Raw genomic sequence first — 21,220 nt, 5'->3', positions numbered from 1 at the left:
GCCGCCGTCACAGCTGTCCCACGTCGAGAACCTTGATCACAGCACGGCCCTCCGCGTCGGACGCCGTGAGGTCCACCTCGGCGGAGATGCCCCAGTCGTGGTCGCCGGCGGGGTCGGCGAAGGTCTGCCGGACCTTCCACAGGCCGTCCTCGGGGTGCTCCTCGATCCGCAGCAGCTTCGGCCCGCGGGCGTCCGGACCGGTGCCCAGCTCGTCGTACTCCTCCCAGTACGCGTCCATGGCCTCGGCCCACGCGTCGGCGTCCCATCCGGACTCGGCGTCCAGTTCGCCCAGTTCCCGGAACTTGTCCAGGGCCGCCAGCTCCACCCGCCGGAACATCGCGTTGCGCACCAGGACGCGGAAGGCACGGGCGTTGGCAGTGACCGGCTTGACCTGGTCGGCGCGGTCCTGGGCCTCCTCGGCCGTCTCGTCCTCGGGGTTGGCGAGCTGCTCCCACTCGTCCAGCAGGCTGGAGTCGACCTGGCGGACCATCTCGCCGAGCCAGGCGACGATGTCCTGGAAGTCCTCGGACTTCAGGTCGTCCGGCACGGTGTGCTCCAGCGCCTTGTATGCACTGGCCAGGTAGCGCAGCACGATGCCCTCGGTGCGGGCCAGTTCGTAGTGGGAGACGAACTCCCCGAAGGTCATGGCCCGTTCGTACATGTCGCGGACCACGGACTTCGGGGACAGCGGGTGGTCGCCGACCCAGGGATGGCTCTTGCGGTAGACGCCGTAGGCGTGGAAGAGCAGCTCCTCCAGCGGCTTGGGGTAGCCGATGTCCGCCAGCCGCTCCATGCGCTCCTCGTACTCGACGCCGTCCGCCTTCATCTGCGCCACGGCCTCGCCCCTGGCCTTGTTCTGCTGGGCGGCGAGGATCGGCCGCGGGTCGTCCAGGGTGGACTCCACGACGGAGACCATGTCCAGCGCGTACGAGGGGGATTCGGGGTCCAGCAGCTCGAAGGCGGCCAGCGCGAAGGTGGACAGCGGCTGGTTGAGCGCGAAGTCCTGCTGGAGGTCGACGGTCAGCCGGATGGTGCGCCCCTCGGCGTCCGGGGTGGCGAGCTGCTCGACGATCCCGCCGTCCAGCAGCGAGCGGTAGATGGCGATCGCCCGCCGGATGTGGCGCAACTGGCTGCGGCGGTCCTCGTGGTTGTCCTCCAGCAGCTTGCGCATCGCCTGGAAGGCGTCGCCGGGACGCGCGATGACGGACAGCAGCATCGCGTGGGTCACCTTGAAGCGGGAGGTGAGCGGCTCCGGCTCGGAGGCGATCAGCTTCTCGAAGGTGTTCTGGCTCCAGTTGACGAAACCCTCCGGCGCCTTCTTCCGGACCACCTTGCGGCGCTTCTTCGGGTCGTCACCGGCCTTGGCGAGGGCCTTCTCGTTCTCGATGACGTGCTCGGGCGCCTGGGCGACGACCAGCCCCGCGGTGTCGAAGCCCGCCCGCCCGGCGCGCCCCGCGATCTGGTGGAACTCCCGGGCCCGCAGCACCCGCACCCGGTTGCCGTCGTACTTGGTCAGCGCGGTGAACAGCACCGTGCGGATGGGCACGTTGACGCCCACCCCCAGCGTGTCGGTGCCGCAGATCACCTTGAGCAGACCCGCCTGCGCCAGCTTCTCCACCAGCCGCCGGTACTTCGGCAGCATCCCCGCGTGGTGCACGCCGATGCCGTGCCGGACGTAGCGGGAGAGGTTCCGCCCGAACCGGGTGGTGAAGCGGAAGTTGCCGATCAGCTTGGCGATCTCGTCCTTCTCCTGGCGCGAGCACATGTTGATGCTCATCAGCGCCTGGGCGCGCTCCACCGCCTGTGCCTGGGTGAAGTGCACGATGTACACCGGTGCCTGGTGGGTCTCGAGCAGCCCGGTGAGCGTCTCGGTCAGCGGGGTCGTGCGGTACTCGTAGCTCAGCGGCACCGGCCGGGTGGCGGAGCGCACCACGGCGGTCGGCCGCCCGGTGCGCCGGGTCAGGTCCTCCTCGAAGCGGCTCACGTCGCCGAGCGTCGCCGACATCAGGACGAACTGCGCCTGCGGCAGTTCCAGCAGCGGGATCTGCCAGGCCCAGCCCCGGTCCGGCTCCGCGTAGAAGTGGAACTCGTCCATCACGACCTGGCCGATGTCGGCGTCCGCGCCGTCCCGCAGCGCGATGGAGGCGAGGACCTCGGCGGTGCAGCAGATGACCGGCGCGTCGGCGTTGACCGAGGCGTCGCCGGTGAGCATGCCGACGTTCTCGGTGCCGAAGATCTTGCACAGGTCGAAGAACTTCTCCGACACCAGCGCCTTGATGGGCGCGGTGTAGAAGGTGACCTTGTCCTGGGCGAGCGCGGCGAAGTGGGCACCGGCAGCGACCAGGCTCTTGCCGGAGCCGGTCGGGGTGGACAGGATGACGTTCGCTCCGGAGACCACTTCGATCAGCGCCTCCTCCTGGGCGGGATAGAGCGTGATGCCCCGGCCCTCGGCCCAGTGGGAGAAGGCTTCGTAGAGAGCGTCGGGATCGGCGGTACTCGGCATCTGATCGATAAGGGTCACGCCCTCCATACTGCCTGCCGATGCGGTCGCGGGGGGAACCGGCCGACCGTACGAAGATCACTGACGCTACGCTGTGTCGCCGGCAGGGCGGCGGAGCGGAAACGATGGGGTGGGGACGCACATGATGGGACCGGCGCATTCGTTGTCGGGGGCGGCGGCCTGGCTCGGGGTGGGGGCGGTGGCGTACTCCCTGGACCGGCCGATGCCGTGGCCGGTCCTGGTGGCCGGCGCGCTGATCTGCTCGGGCGCGGCCCTCGCCCCGGACCTGGATCACAAGTCGGCGACGATCTCCCGCGCCTTCGGGCCGCTCTCCAAGTGGCTGTGCGAGGTGATCGAGAAACTGTCGTGCGCGGTCTACAAGGCGACCCGCAAGCCCGGCGATCCCCGGCGTTCGGGCGGACACCGCACCCTCACCCACACCTGGCTGTGGGCGGTGCTGGTGGGAGCGGGCTTCTCGGCGCTGGCGGTGCTCGGGGGCCGCTGGGCGGTCCTGGGCATCCTCTTCGTCCACATGGTGCTGGCCGTCGAGGGCCTGCTGTGGCGGGCGGCGAGGGTCTCCAGCGACATCCTGGTGTGGCTGCTCGGCGCGACCAGCGCCTGGATCCTGGCGGACATCCTGAACAAGCCGGGCAACGGGGCGGACTGGCTGTTCGGCGGGTCCGGCCAGGAGTACCTGTGGCTCGGCCTGCCGATCGTCCTCGGCTCCCTGGTGCACAACGTCGGCGACGCCATCACCGTCTCCGGCTGCCCGATCCTGTGGCCGATCCCCGTGGGCGGCAAGCGCTGGTACCCGGTGGGGCCGCCCAAGTCCATGCGGTTCAAGGCGGGAAGCTGGGTCGAGCTGCGCGTCCTGATGCCCGCCTTCACCATCACGGGCGCGATGAGCGGGATGTGGGCCCTGGGCCTGACCGGCTGACCCCGCCGGCCGGGGCGGGCCCGGCCGGCGGGAAGCCGTCCGGAGCGGGCTCAGCCGTGCCAGGACCGCCACAGCGCCGCGTAGGCGCCGCCCGCGGCGACCAGTTCGCCGTGGCTGCCCAGCTCGCTGATCCGGCCGCCCTCCACCACCGCGATCAGGTCCGCGTCGTGCGCGGTGTGCAGCCGGTGCGCGATCGCCACCACCGTGCGTCCCTCCAGGACCCGCGCGAGCGAACGCTCCAGGTGCCGGGCGGCGCGCGGATCCAGCAGCGAGGTCGCCTCGTCCAGCACCAGGGTGTGCGGGTCGGCCAGCACCAGCCGGGCCAGCGCGATCTGCTGGGCCTGGGCCGGGGTGACCGTCAGCCCGCCGGAGCCGACCTCGCTGTCCAGCCCGTCGGGGAGGCTCCGCGCCCAGCCGTCCGCGTCCACCGCGGCGAGCGCGGCCCACAGCTCGCCGTCGCCGGCGTCCGGGGCCGCCAGCAGCAGGTTGTCGCGGAGCGTGCCGACGAAGACGTGGTGCTCCTGGTTGACCAGCGCCACGTGCGCGCGCACCCGCTCCGCCGGCATCCGGGCCAGCTCGGCCCCGCCGAGGGTGACCGCGCCCGACCGCGGCGCGTAGATCCCGGCCAGCAGCCGCCCCAGCGTGGACTTCCCCGCGCCCGACGGACCGACCAGGGCGATCCGGGCACCGGGCGCCACGTCCAGGGACACCCCGTGGAGCACGTCCCCACCCTCGTGGTAGCCGAACCGCACCGCCTCGGCCCGCACCTCGCGGCCCTCGGGAACCACCGCGCCGTCGCCGGAGTCCGGCTCGATCTCACGGACCCCGACCAGCCGGGCCAGGGAGACCTGGGCGACCTGGAGCTCGTCGTACCAGCGCAGGATCATGCCGACCGGCTCGACCAGCATCTGGGCGAGCAGCGCGCCCGTGGTCAGCTCGCCCACCGAGATCCAGCCCCGCAGCACGAAGAGGCCGCCGAGCATCAGCACCGATCCCAGGACCAGCACATGGGTGGCGTTGACGACGGGGAAGAGGACCGTCCGCAGCCACAGCGTGTACCGCTCCCAGGCGGTCCACTCCTTGATGCGGCGCTCGGACAGGGTGATCCGGCGCGGGCCCAGGCGGTGGGCCTCCACCGTCCGCCCGGCGTCCACGGTCTCGGCCAGCGCGCCGGCGACGGCGGCGTAGCCCGCCGCCTCGGACCGGTAGGCGGCCGGCGCCCGCCGGTAGTACCAGCGGCAGCCGACCAGCAGCACCGGCAGCGCGATCACGACGGCCAGCGCCAGCGGCGGCGCCGTGACCGTGAGCGCGCACAGCAGCAGCCCCGCCCAGACGACGCCGACCGACAACTGCGGCACCGCCTCGCGCACGGCACTCGCCAGCCGGTCGATGTCGGTGGTGATCCGGGAGAGGAGGTCCCCGGTCCCGGCCCGCTCCAGGACGCCCGGCGGCAGCCTCACCGAGCGGACCAGGAAGTCCTCGCGCAGGTCCGCCAGCATCCGCTCGCCCAGCATCGCACCGCGCAGCCGCACCTGCTGGACGAAGACGGCCTGGACGGCCAGGGCGACGGCGAACAGGGCGACGGTGCGCTCCAGACGGAGGTCGCGCGCCCCCGAGGAGAGGTCCTCCACCACACGCCCCAGCAGGTGGGGACCGGCCATGGAGGCCACCACCGCGATCGTGTTCACCGACACCAGCAGCACGAATGCCCGGCGGTGCCGCCGGAGCAGTTCCCCGGTGTAGGCCCGCACGGTCCGCGGCGAGCCGACCGGCAGGGTGGCGGCCGATTCGGGTGCGGCCGGGTCGTACCGAGGGGGCTCGACGCCGATCATGCGGTCTCCTCCAGGTGCTCGCGACGCCGCGGCCCTCGCGCGGCGGAGCCGCCGTCGGTGCGGTCGTCGGTGCGGTCGCCGGCACCGTCGCCGGCGCCCTCGGTCTCCCGGGTGACCACCGCACGGTACTCCGGTACGCCGGACAGCAGCTCCCGGTGCGTGCCGGCGGCGGCCACCTCGCCGCCCTGGACGAACACCACCCGGTCGGCCCGGTCCAGGAGCAGGGGGCTGGAGGAGAACACCACGGTGGTGCGGCCCGCCCGGAGGCGGCGCAGCGCGCCGGCGATCCGGGCCTCGGTGTGCGAGTCGACCGCACTGGTCGGCTCGTCCAGCACCAGCACCTCCGGGTCGGCGACCAGCGACCGGGCCAGTGCCAGCCGCTGGCGCTGGCCGCCCGACAGGGACCTGCCGCGCTCGGTGATCCGCGACCGCATCGGATCCCCGTCCGTGCCGGCGCCGGAACGCGCCAGGGCGTCGAGCACGTCCCCGCACTGGGCCGCGTCCAGCGCCCGGCCGGGGGTGATCCTGCCGGACGAGGGCACGTCGAGCAGTTCCCGCAGCGTGCCCGACAGCAGGACCGGGTCCTTGTCCTGCACCAGAACGGCGGTACGGGCGGCCTCCAGCGGCACCTCGTCCAGGGCGACACCGCCCAGCAGCACTGAAGGCGCCCCGCCGCCGGCCACGCCGTCGTGCCCGCCCAGCCGTTCGGCGAGCCGCCCGGCCGCGTCGGGGTCGCCGCACACCACCGCGGTCAGCCGGCCGGCCGGCGCCAGCAGCCCGCTCACCGGGTCGTACAGGTCACCGCGCGGCACGCCGTGCTCCCCGGCGCCCCCGCCGGTCCCCTCCCCGGCGCCCGCGGCGCCGCCCGCCTCCCGGCGCAGCGCCAGGACCCGGGCGGCCCGTTTCGCCGACGGCCGGGAGAAGGAGTACGCCATGGCGAACTCCTGGAAGAGCCGCAGGGGGAAGAGGAGGAAGGTCACGGCGCCGTACACCGTCACCAGTTCGCCCGCCGCGATCCGGCCGTCCAGCGCCATCCGCGTGCCGAACCAGACCACCGAGAGCAGCAGCAGGCCCGGCAGCAGCACCTGCACCGCGTCGATCAGCGACCACATCCGCGCGGTGCGCACCGCGGCCCGCCGCACCTCCTGCGAGGCCGTGCGGTACCGGTCCAGGAACAGCTCCTCACCGCCGATGCCGCGCAGCACCCGCAGCCCGGCCACCGTGTCCGCGGCCAGCTCGGTGGCCCGTCCGGCCTTCGCGCGCTGCGCGTCCGCGCGCCGGGTCGCCACCGGCAGCAGCGGCAGCACGGCCAGCACCAGGACCAGCATGCCGGCCGACACCATGCCGCCCAGCACCGGCTCGTACACCGTCAGGGCCGTGCACACCCCGACCGCGGTCAGCAGCGCGGCCCCGAAGCGGGAGACACTCTCGACGCACCAGCCGATCTTCTCGATGTCACCAGTGGAGACTGCGACGACCTCCCCGGCCGCCACCCGGCGGGTCAGGGCGGCCCCCAGCCCGGCGGCCCGCCGGGCCAGCAACTGCTGCATCCGGGCCGCCGCGGTGATCCAGTTGGTGATGGCGGCGCGGTGCAGCATGGTGTCGCCGGCGGTGACCGCCAGCCCCAGCACCAGCATCAGCCCGCCCGCCGACACCAGGCGCTCCCCGGAACCCGCGGCGGCGGCCTCCACGGCCACCCCCACGGCCAGGGGGAAGGAGGCGACCGCCGCCATGTGGAGGGTGCCCCAGGCCAGGGCCTTCAGCTGGCCGCCGAGCTGGGAGCGCCACAGCCAGACGAGGAGGCGGAAACCGGACCGCACGTCGGGAACGCCGGGGTCGGGATGGGGGAGGTCGCGGATTCGCATGGGCGTCCCTGGACGGTCTCGGGGGAGCAGGTGCAACTGTGCAAGGCTCCCCTCGGTGACGGGCCGGGGGCAAAGGGTTTTCCACGCGTCCGCGCGCAACCGGCCGCGAACGCCCGCGGCCGCCCGGAACGGCTGCGGCGGGACGCGCACGGAGTGCGACGATGGACGGCATGCCGAGAACCATGACAGGACCCGGACAGGGCGTACGGTGTGCGGTCCCGGCCGTCTGCGCCGCCGTGGCGGCGCTGGCCCTGCTCACGGGCTGCGGCGGCGGCGACCGGACGGCGGCCGGCGAGCCCCGCCCCGCCGCGCCGCCGGAGCCCTCGCCGTCCCCCACCGAGTTCCGCCGCATCCCGGGAGTCGGCGACCGCCTCCACCGCGAGATCCCCGCCGCCACCCGCCAGGTGGTCGCCGTCCACGGCGAGGACGAGGACTCCGCGGAGGCAGAGGTCGTCCTCTACACCCGGCACGGCGACACCTGGTCACGCGAACGCCGGTGGCCCGCCCACAACGGAAAGCGCGGCTGGACCCGCGACCACCGCGAGAACGACAAGCGCAGCCCGGTCGGCGTCTTCACCCTCTCCGACGCGGGTGGGGTCCTCCCCGACCCCGGGACGAAGCTGCCGTACACCCGTTCCGACGCCTTCGCCGCGCCGCGCCACTGGCCGCGCACGCACTGGCACGACTTCGACCACGTCATCGCCATCGACTACAACCGCGTCAGGGGCACCCCGCCCAACGACCCCACCCGGCCGCTGGGCCGGGAGAAGGGCGGGAGCATCTGGCTGCACATGGACCACGGCAGCGGCACCTCCGGCTGCGTGAGCGTGTCCCGGGCCGCCATGGAGCACCTGCTGCGCACCCTCGACCCGGCGCAGCACCCGGTCGTGGTCATGGGGGACGGGGAGAGCCTGGCGTCCTGAAACGGCCGGTGCGCCGGACACGGCGGGAGGCGCGGGCGCGCCGCCGCGCGGCGCGGAGCCCGGCGGCCGACCGTACGCTGGTGAATCGGCCACCGTCGTCCCACAGCCGCCGAAGGAGCGCGTTGCACCCCCACGAACCCGCCTGGACACCACCGCCCCGGGAGAAGGGCGCGCCCCAGCCGCCCGCCCAGATCCGCCGCATCCTCGGCCTCTTCCGGCCCTACCGCGGCCGCCTCGCCGTCGTCGGGCTGCTCGTCGGCGCGTCCTCGCTGGTCTCGGTCGCCTCCCCCTTCCTGCTGCGCGAGATCCTCGACGTGGCGATCCCCCGGCAGCGCACGGGACTGCTGTCCCTCCTCGCCCTGGGAATGATCGCCACGGCAGTGCTGACCAGCGTCTTCAACGTCCTCCAGACACTGATCAGCACGACGGTCGGCCAGCGCGTCATGCACGATCTGCGCACCGAGGTCTACGCCAAGCTCCAGCGGATGCCCCTGGCGTTCTTCACCCGCACCCGCACCGGCGAGGTCCAGTCCCGCATCGCCAACGACATCGGCGGCATGCAGGCCACGGTGACCTCCACCGCGACCTCCCTGGTCTCCAACCTCACCAGCGTGGTGGCGACCGTGGTGGCCATGCTCGCGCTGGACTGGCGGCTCACGCTCGTCTCCCTCGCCCTGCTGCCGCTGTTCGTCTGGATCAGCCGGCGCGTCGGCCGCGAGCGCAAGAAGATCGCCACCCGGCGGCAGAAGCAGATGGCCGCGATGTCGGCGATGGTCACCGAGTCCCTGTCGGTCAGCGGCATCCTGCTGGGCCGCACCATGGGCCGCGCCGACTCCCTCACCCGCGCCTTCGCCGACGAGTCCGAGCGGCTGGTGGACCTGGAGATCCGCTCCAACATGGCCGGGCGCTGGCGGATGTCGGTCATCGGCATCGTCATGGCGGCCATCCCGGCGCTGCTGTACTGGGCCGCGGGCCTGCTCCTGCACGTCGGCGGCCCGGTGTTCTCCATCGGCACCCTGGTCGCCTTCGTCACCCTCCAGCAGGGGCTGCTGCGCCCCACCGTCTCGCTGCTGAACACCGGTGTGCAGGTGCAGACCTCCCTGGCCCTCTTCCAGCGCATCTTCGAGTACCTGGACATGCCGGTGGACATCACCGAACCGGCCCGTCCGGTGCGGCTGGAGCGGGCGCGCGGAGAGGTCCGCTTCGAGAACGTCACCTTCTCCTACGACCCGTCCGCCGACACCCCCACCCTCGACGGCATCGACCTGACCGTCCCCGCGGGCGGCAGCCTCGCCGTCGTCGGCCCCACCGGATCCGGCAAGAGCACGCTGAGCTACCTGGTGCCCCGGCTGTACGACGTCACCGGCGGCCGGGTGACCATCGACGGGATCGACGTGCGGGACCTGGACTTCGACTCCCTGGCCCGGACGGTGGGCGTGGTGTCGCAGGAGACCTACCTCTTCCACGCCTCCGTCGCCGACAACCTCCGCTTCGCCCGGCCCGACGCCACGGACGCCGAGATCGAGGCCGCGGCCCGCGCCGCCCAGATCCACGACCACATCGCCTCGCTGCCCGAGGGGTACGACACCCTCGTCGGCGAGCGCGGCTACCGCTTCTCCGGCGGGGAGAAGCAGCGTCTGGCCATCGCCCGGACCATCCTGCGCGACCCGCCCGTCCTCATCCTCGACGAGGCCACCAGCGCCCTGGACACCCGTACCGAGCAGGCCGTCCAGCGGGCCGTCGACGCCCTGTCGGCGGGCCGTACGACGCTGACGATCGCCCACCGCCTGTCCACCATCCGCGACGCCGACGAGATCGTCGTCCTCGACGGCGGACGGATCGCCGAGCGCGGCACCCACGAGGAGCTGCTGGCCCGGGGCGGCCGCTACGCGGACCTGCTGCGGCGCGACGCCGTCCTCCCGGAGTCCGGGACGCCGGGCCCGGGGGCGGTGGAGGCGGCCTCGGCCTGATCCCCGCCCCGGGGCCGGCCGTTGCCGGCGCCGTGTGGCAGGCTCCGGTGCCATGGCCGAAACGCGGAACGACAGCAGAGGCGACATCCGGAGCGACGCGCGGGCCGGCGCCCGGACGGTGATCGAACGGTACTGGTCCACGGCGCAGGACCGGGACTGGAGCGCCTTCGGCGCCCTGCTCGCGCCCGACGTCGTCTACGAGATCCCCCAGACCCGCGAGCGCGTCCGCGGCCGGGAGGCGTACGTCCGCTTCAACGCGGAGTACCCCGGGGACTGGCGGGTGACCGTCGAGAGGATCGTGGCCGAGGAGCGCCGGGGGGTGAGCTGGACGAGCTTCACGGCGGAGGGCGGGACCGAGACGGGCCTGTCCTTCTTCACCCTCGGCGACGACGGCCTGATCGAGAGCGTCGTCGACTTCTGGCCCGAGCCGTACGAGCCGCCGGCCGGCCGGGAACACCTGGTGGAACGCTACTGAGGCGCCGGCGTCCCGCGCGGCGGCGCGGTCACGACAGCCGTCCCGCCGCGCGCAGGTCGTCGAAGACGAGCCGGTCCACCGGAGGCACCCGGTCGTAGTCGGCGTACGACAGCCAGGCGATCTCCTCGATCTCGCCGGCCGCGGCGAGCGTCCCGCGGTACTCGCCCGTGTAGCAGGCCATCCGGACCACCACGCCGGTGGTGTGCTCGTCGACCGGCGCCTCGTACGTGCCCAGGTGGGCGACCGTGCCGGGCACGAGCGCCACGGTCAGCTCCTCCTCCACCTCCCGCAGCAGGGTCCGCAGATCGCTCTCCCCGTCGTGGCGCTTGCCGCCGGGGATGTAGAAGAGGTCCTTGCCGCGCGTACGGGCGCCCAGGACCATGCCGTCGCGCAGGTGCACCCACGCCACCGTGTCGACGAGCCGCGTGCCGGGGCCGGTCATGGGCCCGCCCGTCACCGGACGACCCCGCCCGGACCGGGGACACGCGCCTCGCGCCGGGGGGAGAACACGCAGAACTCGTTGCCCTCCGGATCGGCCAGGACGTCCCACTCGATCTCCCGGTCGCGCCGCCGCACCAGGGTGGCGCCCAGCCCGAGGAGTTCCTCGGTGTCGCCCCACACGTCGAAGTGGACCCGGTTCTTGCCCGTCTTCGGCTCGGGCACCGGGTTGAACCAGATCACCGGCCCGGCGTCCTGCGGGTGGTGGATGGCCACCGGCCACTCCGGCGGTCGCGGGGATTGCCCCAGCGTCCTGCGGCGTTCGTATCCCAGCGCGGCGCACCACCAGTCGGCGAGCGCCTGGTGGTCGCCGGCGTCCACGACGAGGTCCTTGAGGCGTGCGGGCATACTTCCGAGCCTAGCCGCTGGGGGCCCGGCGGCGGCCCGGCCACGCCGACGCCCCCGCGACGGGAGCGTGGGAGATCATGGGGCCATGAGCCTCGCCCGGATCCTCGTCTTCACCCGGACCACCGGTTACCGGCACGACTCCATCCCGCACGGAGTCGACGCCTTCCGCGCGCTCGGCGGCGAGCACGGCCTGACCGTCACCGCCACCGAGGACCCCGACGCGCTCGCCGCCGCCCTGGCCGCGGGCGACTGCCGTGCCGTGGTCTTCCTCTCCACCAGCGGCGACGTCCTCACCCCGGAGGGGCGTGAGGCCCTGCGGTCGTACGTCACCGGGGGCGGCGCCTTCGTCGGCGTCCACGCCGCGACCACCGCCGAGTACGACTGGCCCTGGTACGGGGAACTGCTCGGCGCCCGCTTCGAGCGGCACCCCGCGCTCCAGCCGGGCGTGGCGGTCGTCGAGGACCGCGACCACCCGGCCACCGCGCACCTGGGCCCCATCTGGCCGTTCACCGACGAGTGGTACGACTTCCGCTCCAGCCCGCGCGGCCGGGTGCGGGTGCTGGTCTCCGCCGACGAGGCCAGCTACGAGGGCGGCGGGATGGGGGAGGACCACCCGCTGGTGTGGTGCCACGAGAACACCGGGGGCCGCTCCTTCTACACCGCCCTCGGCCACACCGCGGAGTCCTACGCCGACCCCGTCTTCCGCCGTCACCTGCTGGGCGGGCTCGTCTGGGCGGCCCGGCTGCCCGTCCCGTCCTGAGCCCGGCGGGACGGGCAGCCGGAGGCGGGGACCGGCCCCCCGCCGGGCCCGGGGCCGCGGCGGAGGGCCGATTCCGCCACCGGGCCGGCGAACCGGCCGGTGGCAGGATGGATCCATGGCGACGATCCATCTCGTTCCGGGCGACATCACCGAGCAGTCCGCCGACGCGATCGTGAACGCGGCCAACTCCTCCCTGCTGGGCGGCGGGGGCGTCGACGGGGCGATCCACCGCAAGGGCGGGCCGGAGATCCTCGCCGAGTGCCGCGCCCTGCGCGCCTCCCGGTACGGCGAGGGCCTGCCGACCGGCCGGGCGGTGGCCACCACGGCCGGCCGGCTGCCCGCGCGCTGGGTGATCCACACGGTGGGACCCGTCTGGTCGCCGGCCGAGGACCGGTCCGGCCAACTGGCGTCCTGCTACCGGGAGTCGCTGCGCGTGGCGCGTGAACTGGGCGCCCGCACCGTCGCCTTCCCCGCGATCTCCACCGGCGTCTACGGATGGCCGGTGGACGACGGGGCCCGCATCGCGCTGGCGACGGTGCGGGAGGAGACCGAGGGGGACGACGCGTTCGAGGAGATCCGCTTCGTGCTGTTCGGCCCGCAGGCCTACGACGCCTTCACCGCGGCGCTGTGACGCGCCCCGGCGACCGCGGCCGGCACGGCCCCGGTCCCCGGGGGGCGGCTCCCGCCGGAAGGGCGGGCCCGGCGGGAGCGGTCCGCGGCGTCCCCGCGGGGCGCCTGGTGGACCACCTGGACGGTGTACAGGTCGCCGTACATGCCGCCGTACAGGTCGTCACGGCCGCCGGAGACCATGGTGCAGTGCCAGTCCGGGACGAGCCCGGGGTGCGCCGGGGGCTCGTCCTCCCCGGCGTCCCGGCCGGGCTCGGCCAGGGCGAGGAGGACGAGGGGCAGGGCGGTGAGCGGGGTGACGATCCGCAGCACGGCGGCTCCTCCACACATCTCGAGGGGTGTGACGGAGTCCCAGCCTCGCGGACGCGCAATACGTTCCGACGACTTGCGCAAGAACGCGGTGTTACAGCCGGTGCGGGACGGCCCGCGCACCGCCCGGCGGCGCCGTCCGCACCGCGTCACCGGTAGAGCAGGTACGCGCGCCGCGTCTGCTCGAAGGCCCGCACCTCGTCGCGCCAGGCGGCCGTGATCCCGTCCACGTCCTCGCCCGCGTCGATCATCTCGCGCAGCCGGGGGGAGCCGGAGAGCTTGTCGATCCAGAACGGGCGCTCGGCGTCCCAGGAGTCCTGGCGCCAGGCGAAACCGGGGTAGCGGCGGGCCTCCACCAGCATCGCGACCGCCGTGGGGATCGGCCGGTAGCGGCGCGGGTCGGTGACGTGGATCTGGACGCCCGCGCAGGTGGCGCCGGAGTGCTTGCCGAACGTGGGCACGAAGTAGCCCTCGCGGAACCGGACCCCCGGCAGGTTCCGCGCGTTGAGCCGGTCGCCGTAGCGGTGGTCCAGGTAGGGCGCGCCGATGAACTCGAACGGGCGGGTGGTGCCGCGCCCCTCCGAGAGGTTGGTGCCCTCGAAGTAGCCCGTTCCGGCGTAGACGACGGCCGTGTCCGGGGTCGGCATGTTGGGGGAGGGCGGCACCCAGGGCAGACCGTGCTCGTGGGCGGTGGAGTACGGGTCCCACCCCCGCACCGGAACCACCTCCAGCTCCACCGTGCCGCCTCCGCCCTCCTTCGGCAGCAGCTCCCCGTTGAAGTAGCGGGCCAGCTCGCCCACCGTCATCCCGTGCTGCTGGATGATCACCTCGGCGCCGACGCCCGAGGTGAACTCCTCGGTCATCAGGGGGCCGTCGGCCCGGCGCCCGACCGGGTTCGGGCGGTCCAGCACCACGAACCGGGCGCCGGTCGACCGGGCGGCGACCATCGCGCCGTACATGGTCCAGATGTAGGTGTAGTAGCGGACGCCGACGTCCTGGATGTCGAAGACGATCGTGTCCGCGCCGGCCCTGGTGAACAGTTCGGCCAGTTTCGCGGCGTTCGCGCCGTAGGCGTCGTACACCGTCAGCCCGGTGCGCGGGTCGGTGAACTCCGGTTCGGACCCGCCCGCCTGCGCGCTGCCCCGGAAACCGTGCTCGGGGCCGAACACGCCCACGATGTCCAGGTCGTCGCGCGCGGCCATGGAGTCCACGATGTGGCCGGTGTCGCGCAGGACACCGGTGGGATTGCTGATCACACCGACCCTGCGGCCGCGCAGCACGGACCAGCCGCGGGCGGCCGCGACGTCGGCGCCGGGGACGACGCCCTGTGCGCGGGACCGCCCGCCGGACCGGCCGGCGACGGCCCCGGCGGCGGGGGAGGCGAGCGGGGAGGCCAGCGCGGCGGTCGTGCCGGCTGCGAGGAGCGATCGGCGGGAGGGCATGCCGGGAAGCTAGCCGCGTGTGCCGTGAGCGACAAGGGGCCACGCACGGTGACAGAGGTGTAGAGCAATGACGGGGCCCCGACAGCGCAATGCCGGGGCCCCGCGGCGGCGGCAGCGGTCACTCGGTCAGCAGCACGACCTCCAGGGTGCGCGGGCCGTGGACGCCCTCGACCCGGTCCAGTTCGATGTCGCTGGTGGCCGAGGGACCGGAGATCCAGGTCAGCGGGCGGGCGGGGTCCAGACGTTCCAGGGCCTGCGGCACGGACGCCACCACCTGGCCGGGCACCCGCACCACGCAGATGTGGTGGTCGGGGATCAGGGTGATCCGGCGGCGCCCCTGGTCGGGGCCGCCGTCCAGCACGATCGTGCCGGTCTCCGCGATCGCCACCGCGCACCCGGTCACCACGCTGTCCACCGCGTCCAGCTCCCGCGGTGTGGAGCCGGCCCGGTCGTGGATGCGGGTGGCGTCGGCGGCCTTCAGCCACCACGGCGGCAGACCGGGCGGCACCAGCACCGTTCCGCTGCCGCGTTCGAGCAGCAGCCGGCACAGCAGCAGGGGCAGCCCGTCGCCGTCCGTGCGGTGCACCAGGGCCCGGTAGTCGGCCAGGTTCTCCGCCAGCAGGTCGACGAGCGCACCGGACGCCCCGGGGCCGTCCGGGACGTGGGCGCGCTCGTACTCCCGGGCGACGGGGACGCCGTCCGGGGCCTCCGAGCGGGGCACGTCGGCCAGCGCGCGGCGGATCCGGCCCAGCACCACGTCACGGCTGCTCATCGTTCGTCCCTCTCTTCCCGGGCCTTCCGGACCTTTCCCTGTCCCTGCCGGTTCCTCCCCGGGACCCCCTCCGGCTCCCGGGTGCGCCGCCACCAGTCGCGGAAGGACTCGGCCGGGACGGCGGGCAGGTCCCGGGTGGCCGTCCAGGCGCTGCCGGGCCCCGGCAGCCGCCGCGGATGCAGCCGGCGGGTGCGGGCGGCCAGCCGCTGCCCGGCCTGCAGCGCCCGCGGATGGTCGAAGGCCCAGCGGGCGGCGCGCATCGCGGCGCGCTCGGCGGCGTGGCCCCGCGCGGGCCGGATCGTCGTGCGCTGCCCCCGCACCGTCACCTCGCCGCCCTCGGCGACGCGTTCCCGCAGGTGCACCAGGACCTGGGGGATGTCGATGGCGACCGGGCACACCTCGTAGCAGGCGCCGCACAGCGAGGACGCGTACGGCAGGGAGGCGTCCAGCTCACTGGCGGTTCCGCGCAGCTGGGGGGTGAGGATCGCGCCGATCGGACCGGGATAGGCGGAGCCGTAGGCGTGGCCGCCCGCCCGCTCGTAGACCGGGCAGACGTTCAGGCAGGCCGAGCAGCGGATGCAGCGCAGGGCCTGGCGGCCGACGGTGTCGGCGAGGGCGTCGGTGCGGCCGTTGTCCAGCAGCACCAAGTGGAAGACGCGCGGGCTGTCGGCGGTCCGGGAGTCGGTGGTGCCGGTCCACATCGACGTGTAGGGGTTCATCCGCTCGGCCGTCGACGAACGCGGCAGCGTCTGGAGGAAGACCTCCAGATCCCGCCAGGTGGGCACCACCTTCTCGATGCCGACCACCGAGATCAGGGTCTCGGGCAGGGTCAGGCACATCCTCCCGTTGCCCTCGGACTCCACCACCACCAGCGTGCCGGTCTCGGCGACCATGAAGTTGGCGCCGGAGATGCCGACCTTGGCGCGGAGGAACTTCTCGCGCAGGTGCAGCCGGGCGGCCTCGGCCAGTTCGGCCGGGTCGTCGCTCAGGCCCTCCGGCGCCGGGCGGCCCCAGCGGGCCATCTCCTCGCGGAAGATGTCGCGGATCTCGCCGCGGTTGCGGTGGATGGCCGGGACCAGGATGTGCGAGGGGAGGTCCCGGCCGAGCTGGACGATCAGCTCGGCCAGGTCGGTCTCGTAGGCGCGGATGCCCTCCGCCTCCAGCGCCTCGTTCAGCCCGATCTCCTGGGTGGCCATCGACTTGACCTTGACCACCTCCCGCTCGCCGGTGGCCTTGACCAGGCCGGCGACGATCCGATTGGCCTCGGCGGCGTCCGCGGCCCAGTGCACGGTGCCGCCCGCGGCGGTGACCGACTCCTCCAGCTGCTCCAGGTAGCGGTCGAGGTGGCGCAGCGTCCGGTCCTTGATCGCGGCGCCGGCGGCCCGCAGCGCGTCCCAGTCGGACAGCTCGGCGACGGCCTTCGCCCGCTTGGCGCGGATGGTTCCGGTGGCGTGGCGCAGGTTGCCGCGCAGCCGCGTGTTCCGCGTGGCCGGGGCGGCGGCCTCGGGGAAGGCGGGCATGCCCAGGTACGTCCGGCCGCTCATCGCGCGTTCCTCCCCATGCCGTCCCGCGTGCTCCGTCCCGAGCCGTGTCCCGCGCCGTCCTCGGTGGCCGCCAGGATCTCGGCGAGGTGGACGGCCCGGACCGCCGAGCCCCGCCGGGACAGGGTGCCGCCGATGTGCATCAGACAGGAGTTGTCGACCGCGCACACCGCCGAGGCCCCGGTGCCCTCGACGTTGCGCGCCTTGTCCGCGCCCATCGCCGCCGACACGGCCGCGTTCTTCACCGCGAACGTCCCGCCGAAACCGCAGCACTGGTCGGCGCCGGGCAGCTCGACCAGCTCCAGCCCGCGCACGTTCTCCAGCAGCCGGCGGGGACGGTCGCCCAGCCCCAGCGTCCGCATCCCGTGGCAGGTCGGGTGGTAGGTGACGGTGTGCGGGTAGTACGCCCCGACGTCCGTCACCCCCAGCACGTCCACCAGGAACTCGCTCAGCTCGTACGTCCTGGGCGCGACCTCGGCCACGGCCCGCTCCAGGGCGGCGTCACCGGAGCGGGCGGCGATGCGCGGATGGTTCTCCCGCACCATCGCCGCACACGAACCGGACGGGGTGACGACGTGGTCGTAGCCGCGGAACGCCTCGGCGTGGCGGCGCACCAGCGGCTCGGCCTCGCGCCGGTAGCCGGTGTTGAACTGCGGCTGCCCGCAGCAGCTCTGCGCCGCAGGGAAGTCCACCTCCACCCCCAGCCGCTCCAGCAGGGCGACCGTGGCCCGCCCGGTGCCCGGGTAGAGCGTGTCGGTCACACACGTCACGAACAGTGCTACGCGCATATCACGGCCTCCGCCCGCCGCCAGGCCTCCCGGTCGCCCATGGGCTCATGGTGCCGCAGCGGCTGCGCGGCGCGCAGCAGCGACCTCAGCGCGGCCAGGTCGCCCCGGACGGCGCCGGCCGCCCGCGCCTGCACCAGGACGTTCCCGAAGGCCGCCGCCTCGGCCGGGCCGGCGACCACCGGCAGCCCGCAGGCGTCGGCCGTCAACTGGCACAGCAGCTCGTTGTGGACGCCGCCGCCGACGACGTGCACCACCTCCACCTCCCGCCCCGACAGCCGCTGGGCGTCGGCGACGGCCCTGCGGTGGGCCAGGGCCAGGGAGTCCAGCACGCAGCGGACCGTCTCGCCCGGATCGCGGGGGACGGGCTGCCCGGTGCGGCGGCAGGCCTCGGCCACGCGCTCGGGCATCCGGCCCGGTGCCAGGAAGCCCGGATCGCCGGCGTCCACCACCGAGCGCAGCGCCGGCGCCTTCGCCGCCTCGCGCAGCAGCGTCCCCAGGTCCGGTCGCAGCCCGTCGGCCTCCCAGGCGCGCAGGCACTCCTGGAGGAGCCACAGGCCCATGATGTTGCGCAGGTAGCGGACCGTGCCGTCCACGCCCAGCTCGTTGGTGAAGTTGGCGCGGCGGGACTCCTCGGTGAGCACCGGGGCGTCCAGTTCCACGCCGGCCAGCGACCAGGTGCCGGTGGCGATGTACGCGAACGCCCGGCCGCCGTCCGCGGGCACCCCGGCCACGGCGGAGGCCGTGTCGTGCGAGCCGACGGCCGTGACCGGCACCGGACCGGCCAGCCCGATCTCCTCCAGCACCTCGTCCAGCAGCTCCCCGGCGGGGTCCCCCGGCCGGCGCAGCGGCGGGAACAGCGACAGGTCGACGCCGAACGCGTCCGCCACGTCACGCGCCCAGTCCCCGGTGCGCGGGTCGACCAGCTGCGTGGTGGAGGCGTTGGTCAGCTCGGTGCCCGGCTCGCCGGTCAGCCAGTACGCGATCAGGTCGGGGATCAGCAGCAGGCGCCGGGCGGCGGACAGGGCGGGCGTGCCCCGCGCCGCCGTGAGCTGGTGGAGGGTGTTGAACGGCTGGTGCTGCAGGCCCGTGGCCGCGTACAGCTCCTCCGGGGGCATCACGGCCGCGGCCCGCTCGGCGGCGCCCCCGGTGCGGCCGTCGCGGTAGTGCACCGGATTGCCCAGCAGCGCGCCCGAGGCGTCCAGCAGCCCGTAGTCCACCGCCCAGGAGTCGATGCCGACGGAGGCCAGACGCCCCTTCGGCGCGGCCCTCCCCGCCGCCCGCAGCCCGTCCAGCACCCCCCGGTACAGGCCGAGGACGTCCCAGTACAGGGTGCCCGCGGCACGGACCGGGCGGTTGGGGAAGCGGTGCGCCTCGCGCAGTTCCAGGGTGCCGGGCCCGACCGTGCCCACCATGACGCGCCCGCTGGAGGCGCCCAGGTCGACGGCGGCGAAGGACAGGGGACCGGGTGGGGATGGGGACAAGGGGACCTCACGGATGGGCGGGTTGGGACCCGCCCGGCGACCGCGGTGGCATGACAGGGCACGCGGTCGCCGGACAGGTGTCACAGGGGGCGGGCGTCAGCGGAGGAAGGCCGCGGCGACGCCCGCGTCGACCGGGACGTGGAGCCCGGTGGTGTGGGACAGGTCGCCGCCGGTGAGGGCGAAGACCGCGTTCGCGACGTGCTCGGGCAGCACCTCGCGCTTGAGCAGGGTGCGCTGGGCGTAGAACTCGCCGAGCTTCTCCTCCGGCACCCCGTAGACGGCCGCGCGCTGCGCGCCCCAGCCGCTCGCGAAGATGCCCGAGCCGCGCACCACCCCGTCGGGGTTGACGCCGTTGACGCGGATGCCCAGCTCGCCCAGCTCGGCCGCCAGCAGCCGCACCTGGTGGGCCTGGTCGGCCTTGGTGGCGCCGTAGGCGATGTTGTTGGGACCGGCGAAGACGGCGTTCTTGGAGGCGATGTAGACGATGTCGCCCCCCATGCCCTGGGCGGCCATGACGCGGGCGGCCTCGCGGGAGACCAGGAAGGAGCCGCGGGCCATGATGGAGTGCTGCAGGTCCCAGTCCCTCGCGGTGGTCTCCAGCAGCGGCTTGGAGATGGAGATGCCCGCGTTGTTGACCACCAGGTCCACGCCGCCGAAGGCGAGGACGGCCGCCTTGAACGCCTCGGCGATCTGCTCCTCGCTGGTGACGTCCACCGTCACCGCCACCGCCCGGTCGGGCCCGCCGAGCTCCTCGGCGACCTCCCCGGCCTTCTCGCCGTCGAGGTCGGCGACCACCACGCACGCGCCCTCGGCGGCCAGCCGGCGGGCGATGGCCTTCCCGATGCCGGAGCCCGCGCCGGTGACCAGGGCGATCCGGGTGGCCAGCGGCTTGGGCGCCGGCATCCGGCGCAGCTTGGCCTCCTCCAGCTCCCAGTACTCGATGCGGAACTTCTCCGACTCCTCGATCGGGGAGTAGGCGGAGACCGCCTCGGCGCCGCGCATCACGTTGACGGCGTTGACGTAGAACTCGCCCGCCACCCGGGCGGTCTGCTTGTCCTTGCCGAAGGAGAACATCCCCACGCCCGGGACGAGGACGATCGCCGGGTCGGCGCCGCGCATCGCGGGGGAGTCGGGGGTGGCGTGCCGTTCGTAGTAGGCCCGGTACTCCTCCCGGTACTCGGCGTGCAGCTCCTTCAGCCGGGCGATCGCCTCCTCGACCGGCGCGCTCGGCGGCAGGTCCAGCACCAGGGGGCGGACCTTGGTGCGCAGGAAGTGGTCCGGGCAGGAGGTGCCCAGGGCCGCGAGCCGCGGGTGCTCGGCGCGGGAGAGGAAGTCCAGCACCGCCTCGGAGTCGGTGAAGTGGCCCACCTGCGGCCGGTCGGCGGAGGCGATCGCCCGGATGTGGGGGGCCAGTGCGGCGGCGCGCTCCCGCCGCTCGGCCTCCGGCAGCGGCCCGTATCCGTCGAGCACCGGACCGAAGGGCTCGGGCCTGCCGCGTTCGGCGAGGAACGCCTCGGCGGTGCGGATGATCTCCAGCGAGTTGCGCTCGCACTCCTCGGAGGTGGCGCCCCAGGCGGTGATGCCGTGCCCGCCCAGGATGCAGCCGATCGCCTGCGGGTTGGCCTCCTTGATCGCGGCGATGTCCAGCCCGAGCTGGAAGCCGGGACGCCGCCAGGGCACCCACACCACGCGGTCGCCGAAGCACTCGGCGGTCAGCTTCTCGCCGTCGGCGGCGCACGCCAGGGCGATGCCGGAGTCGGGGTGGAGGTGGTCCACGTGGGCGGCGTCCACCAGGCCGTGCATCGCGGTGTCGATGGACGGGGCCGCGCCGCCCCGGCCGTGCAGGCAGTAGTCGAACGCGGCGACCATCTCGTCCTCGCGCTCCACCCCCGGGTAGACGTCCTTCAGGGCGCGCAGCCGGTCCAGGCGCAGTACCGCCAGGCCCTGCGCGGTGAGCGTGCCCAGGTCGCCGCCGGAGCCCTTGACCCACAGGAGCTCCACGTCACCGCCGGTCACCGGGTCGGTGACGGTGCCCTTGGCCGAGGTGTTGCCGCCTGCGTAGTTGGTGTTCCGCGGGTCCGCGCCGAGCCGGTGGGAGCGCGCCAGGAGCGCCTCGACCGTCTCGTTCCGTTCCGTGGTGTGCTCGGTCATG

Annotated in this window: 18 protein-coding genes; 6 read left to right on the top strand and 12 right to left on the bottom strand. The window is 74.1% G+C overall.

Features of this window, described 5'->3' with window-relative positions; translation table 11 throughout:
* Positions 1–7 precede the first annotated feature (7 nt).
* Positions 8–2,521: a DEAD/DEAH box helicase gene (locus ABD358_RS16365; protein ID WP_344631758.1), complete on the bottom strand. Its 2,514-nt coding sequence runs from the start codon at positions 2,519–2,521 to the stop codon at positions 8–10.
* Positions 2,522–2,642: 121 nt separating this feature from the next.
* Here ABD358_RS16365 and ABD358_RS16360 point away from each other — a divergent pair, with 121 nt between their 5' ends.
* Positions 2,643–3,437, top strand: coding sequence for a metal-dependent hydrolase (locus ABD358_RS16360; protein WP_344631757.1), 795 nt, complete (start codon positions 2,643–2,645; stop codon positions 3,435–3,437).
* A 50-nt stretch (positions 3,438–3,487) separates the two neighbouring features.
* Here ABD358_RS16360 and ABD358_RS16355 read toward each other — a convergent pair whose 3' ends face one another.
* Complete coding sequence (locus ABD358_RS16355) at positions 3,488–5,269, bottom strand: ABC transporter ATP-binding protein (protein ID WP_344631756.1); 1,782 nt, start codon at positions 5,267–5,269, stop codon at positions 3,488–3,490.
* The gene (locus ABD358_RS16350) at positions 5,266–7,134 is read right to left on the bottom strand and encodes an ABC transporter transmembrane domain-containing protein (RefSeq protein WP_344631755.1); all 1,869 of its coding nucleotides are present in this window, start codon (positions 7,132–7,134) and stop codon (positions 5,266–5,268) included. Before ABD358_RS16350 ends, ABD358_RS16355 begins: the two co-directional genes overlap by 4 nt.
* A gap of 170 nt (positions 7,135–7,304) precedes the next feature.
* On the opposite strand from ABD358_RS16350, the gene ABD358_RS16345 reads away from it, so the two are divergent.
* From ABD358_RS16345 to ABD358_RS16335, 3 genes are all read left to right on the top strand, one after another.
* Positions 7,305–8,057, top strand: coding sequence for a L,D-transpeptidase family protein (locus ABD358_RS16345; RefSeq protein WP_344631754.1), 753 nt, complete (start codon positions 7,305–7,307; stop codon positions 8,055–8,057).
* A gap of 122 nt (positions 8,058–8,179) precedes the next feature.
* Positions 8,180–10,027: an ABC transporter ATP-binding protein gene (locus tag ABD358_RS16340; protein ID WP_344631753.1), complete on the top strand. Its 1,848-nt coding sequence runs from the start codon at positions 8,180–8,182 to the stop codon at positions 10,025–10,027.
* A gap of 52 nt (positions 10,028–10,079) precedes the next feature.
* Complete coding sequence (locus ABD358_RS16335) at positions 10,080–10,502, top strand: nuclear transport factor 2 family protein (RefSeq protein ID WP_425576349.1); 423 nt, start codon at positions 10,080–10,082, stop codon at positions 10,500–10,502.
* A 28-nt stretch (positions 10,503–10,530) separates the two neighbouring features.
* On the opposite strand, the gene ABD358_RS16330 is transcribed toward ABD358_RS16335, so the two are convergent.
* Positions 10,531–10,944 (bottom strand): NUDIX hydrolase, encoded by a 414-nt coding sequence (locus ABD358_RS16330; protein ID WP_344631752.1) that lies wholly within the window; start codon positions 10,942–10,944, stop codon positions 10,531–10,533.
* 11 nt (positions 10,945–10,955) lie between these two features.
* The gene (locus ABD358_RS16325) at positions 10,956–11,348 is read right to left on the bottom strand and encodes a VOC family protein (protein WP_344631751.1); all 393 of its coding nucleotides are present in this window, start codon (positions 11,346–11,348) and stop codon (positions 10,956–10,958) included.
* Between the two features lie 85 nt (positions 11,349–11,433).
* Here ABD358_RS16325 and ABD358_RS16320 point away from each other — a divergent pair, with 85 nt between their 5' ends.
* On the top strand, positions 11,434–12,108 hold the full coding sequence (locus ABD358_RS16320; protein WP_344631750.1) for a ThuA domain-containing protein: 675 nt from the start codon (positions 11,434–11,436) through the stop codon (positions 12,106–12,108).
* A gap of 115 nt (positions 12,109–12,223) precedes the next feature.
* Positions 12,224–12,739 carry an O-acetyl-ADP-ribose deacetylase gene (locus ABD358_RS16315; protein ID WP_344631749.1) on the top strand — a complete coding sequence of 172 codons (516 nt, stop codon included), beginning with the start codon at positions 12,224–12,226 and terminating at the stop codon, positions 12,737–12,739.
* Here the strand turns inward: ABD358_RS16315 and ABD358_RS16310 are convergent.
* From ABD358_RS16310 to ABD358_RS16280, 7 genes are all read right to left on the bottom strand, one after another.
* Entirely contained in the window at positions 12,712–13,047 is a 336-nt protein-coding gene (locus ABD358_RS16310) for a hypothetical protein (protein WP_344631748.1), read from the bottom strand. The two genes, ABD358_RS16315 and ABD358_RS16310, sit on opposite strands and share 28 nt — an antisense overlap.
* A 146-nt stretch (positions 13,048–13,193) precedes the next feature.
* On the bottom strand, positions 13,194–14,486 hold the full coding sequence (locus tag ABD358_RS16305; protein WP_344631747.1) for an exo-beta-N-acetylmuramidase NamZ family protein: 1,293 nt from the start codon (positions 14,484–14,486) through the stop codon (positions 13,194–13,196).
* 118 nt (positions 14,487–14,604) lie between these two features.
* Positions 14,605–15,258, bottom strand: coding sequence for a LutC/YkgG family protein (locus ABD358_RS16300; RefSeq protein WP_344631746.1), 654 nt, complete (start codon positions 15,256–15,258; stop codon positions 14,605–14,607).
* Positions 15,255–16,802: a lactate utilization protein B gene (locus tag ABD358_RS16295; protein ID WP_344631745.1), complete on the bottom strand. Its 1,548-nt coding sequence runs from the start codon at positions 16,800–16,802 to the stop codon at positions 15,255–15,257. Before ABD358_RS16295 ends, ABD358_RS16300 begins: the two co-directional genes overlap by 4 nt.
* A complete protein-coding gene (locus tag ABD358_RS16290; protein WP_344631744.1) occupies positions 16,799–17,587 on the bottom strand; it encodes a (Fe-S)-binding protein in 789 nt (262 codons plus the stop codon). The genes ABD358_RS16295 and ABD358_RS16290 overlap by 4 nt, the downstream gene beginning before the upstream one ends.
* Positions 17,578–19,068 carry a rhamnulokinase gene (locus ABD358_RS16285; protein ID WP_344631743.1) on the bottom strand — a complete coding sequence of 497 codons (1,491 nt, stop codon included), beginning with the start codon at positions 19,066–19,068 and terminating at the stop codon, positions 17,578–17,580. Before ABD358_RS16285 ends, ABD358_RS16290 begins: the two co-directional genes overlap by 10 nt.
* Positions 19,069–19,164: 96 nt before the next feature.
* Positions 19,165–21,219: a bifunctional aldolase/short-chain dehydrogenase gene (locus ABD358_RS16280; RefSeq protein ID WP_344631742.1), complete on the bottom strand. Its 2,055-nt coding sequence runs from the start codon at positions 21,217–21,219 to the stop codon at positions 19,165–19,167.
* Position 21,220 lies beyond the last annotated feature (1 nt).

It is taken from the genome of Streptomyces glaucosporus (assembly GCF_039533345.1).
In the GTDB taxonomy this organism is placed as follows: Bacteria; Actinomycetota; Actinomycetes; order Streptomycetales; family Streptomycetaceae; genus Streptomyces; species Streptomyces glaucosporus.
The sequence above is the reverse complement of the archived record's forward strand: the minus strand, read 5'-3'. Positions and strand labels throughout refer to the sequence as shown.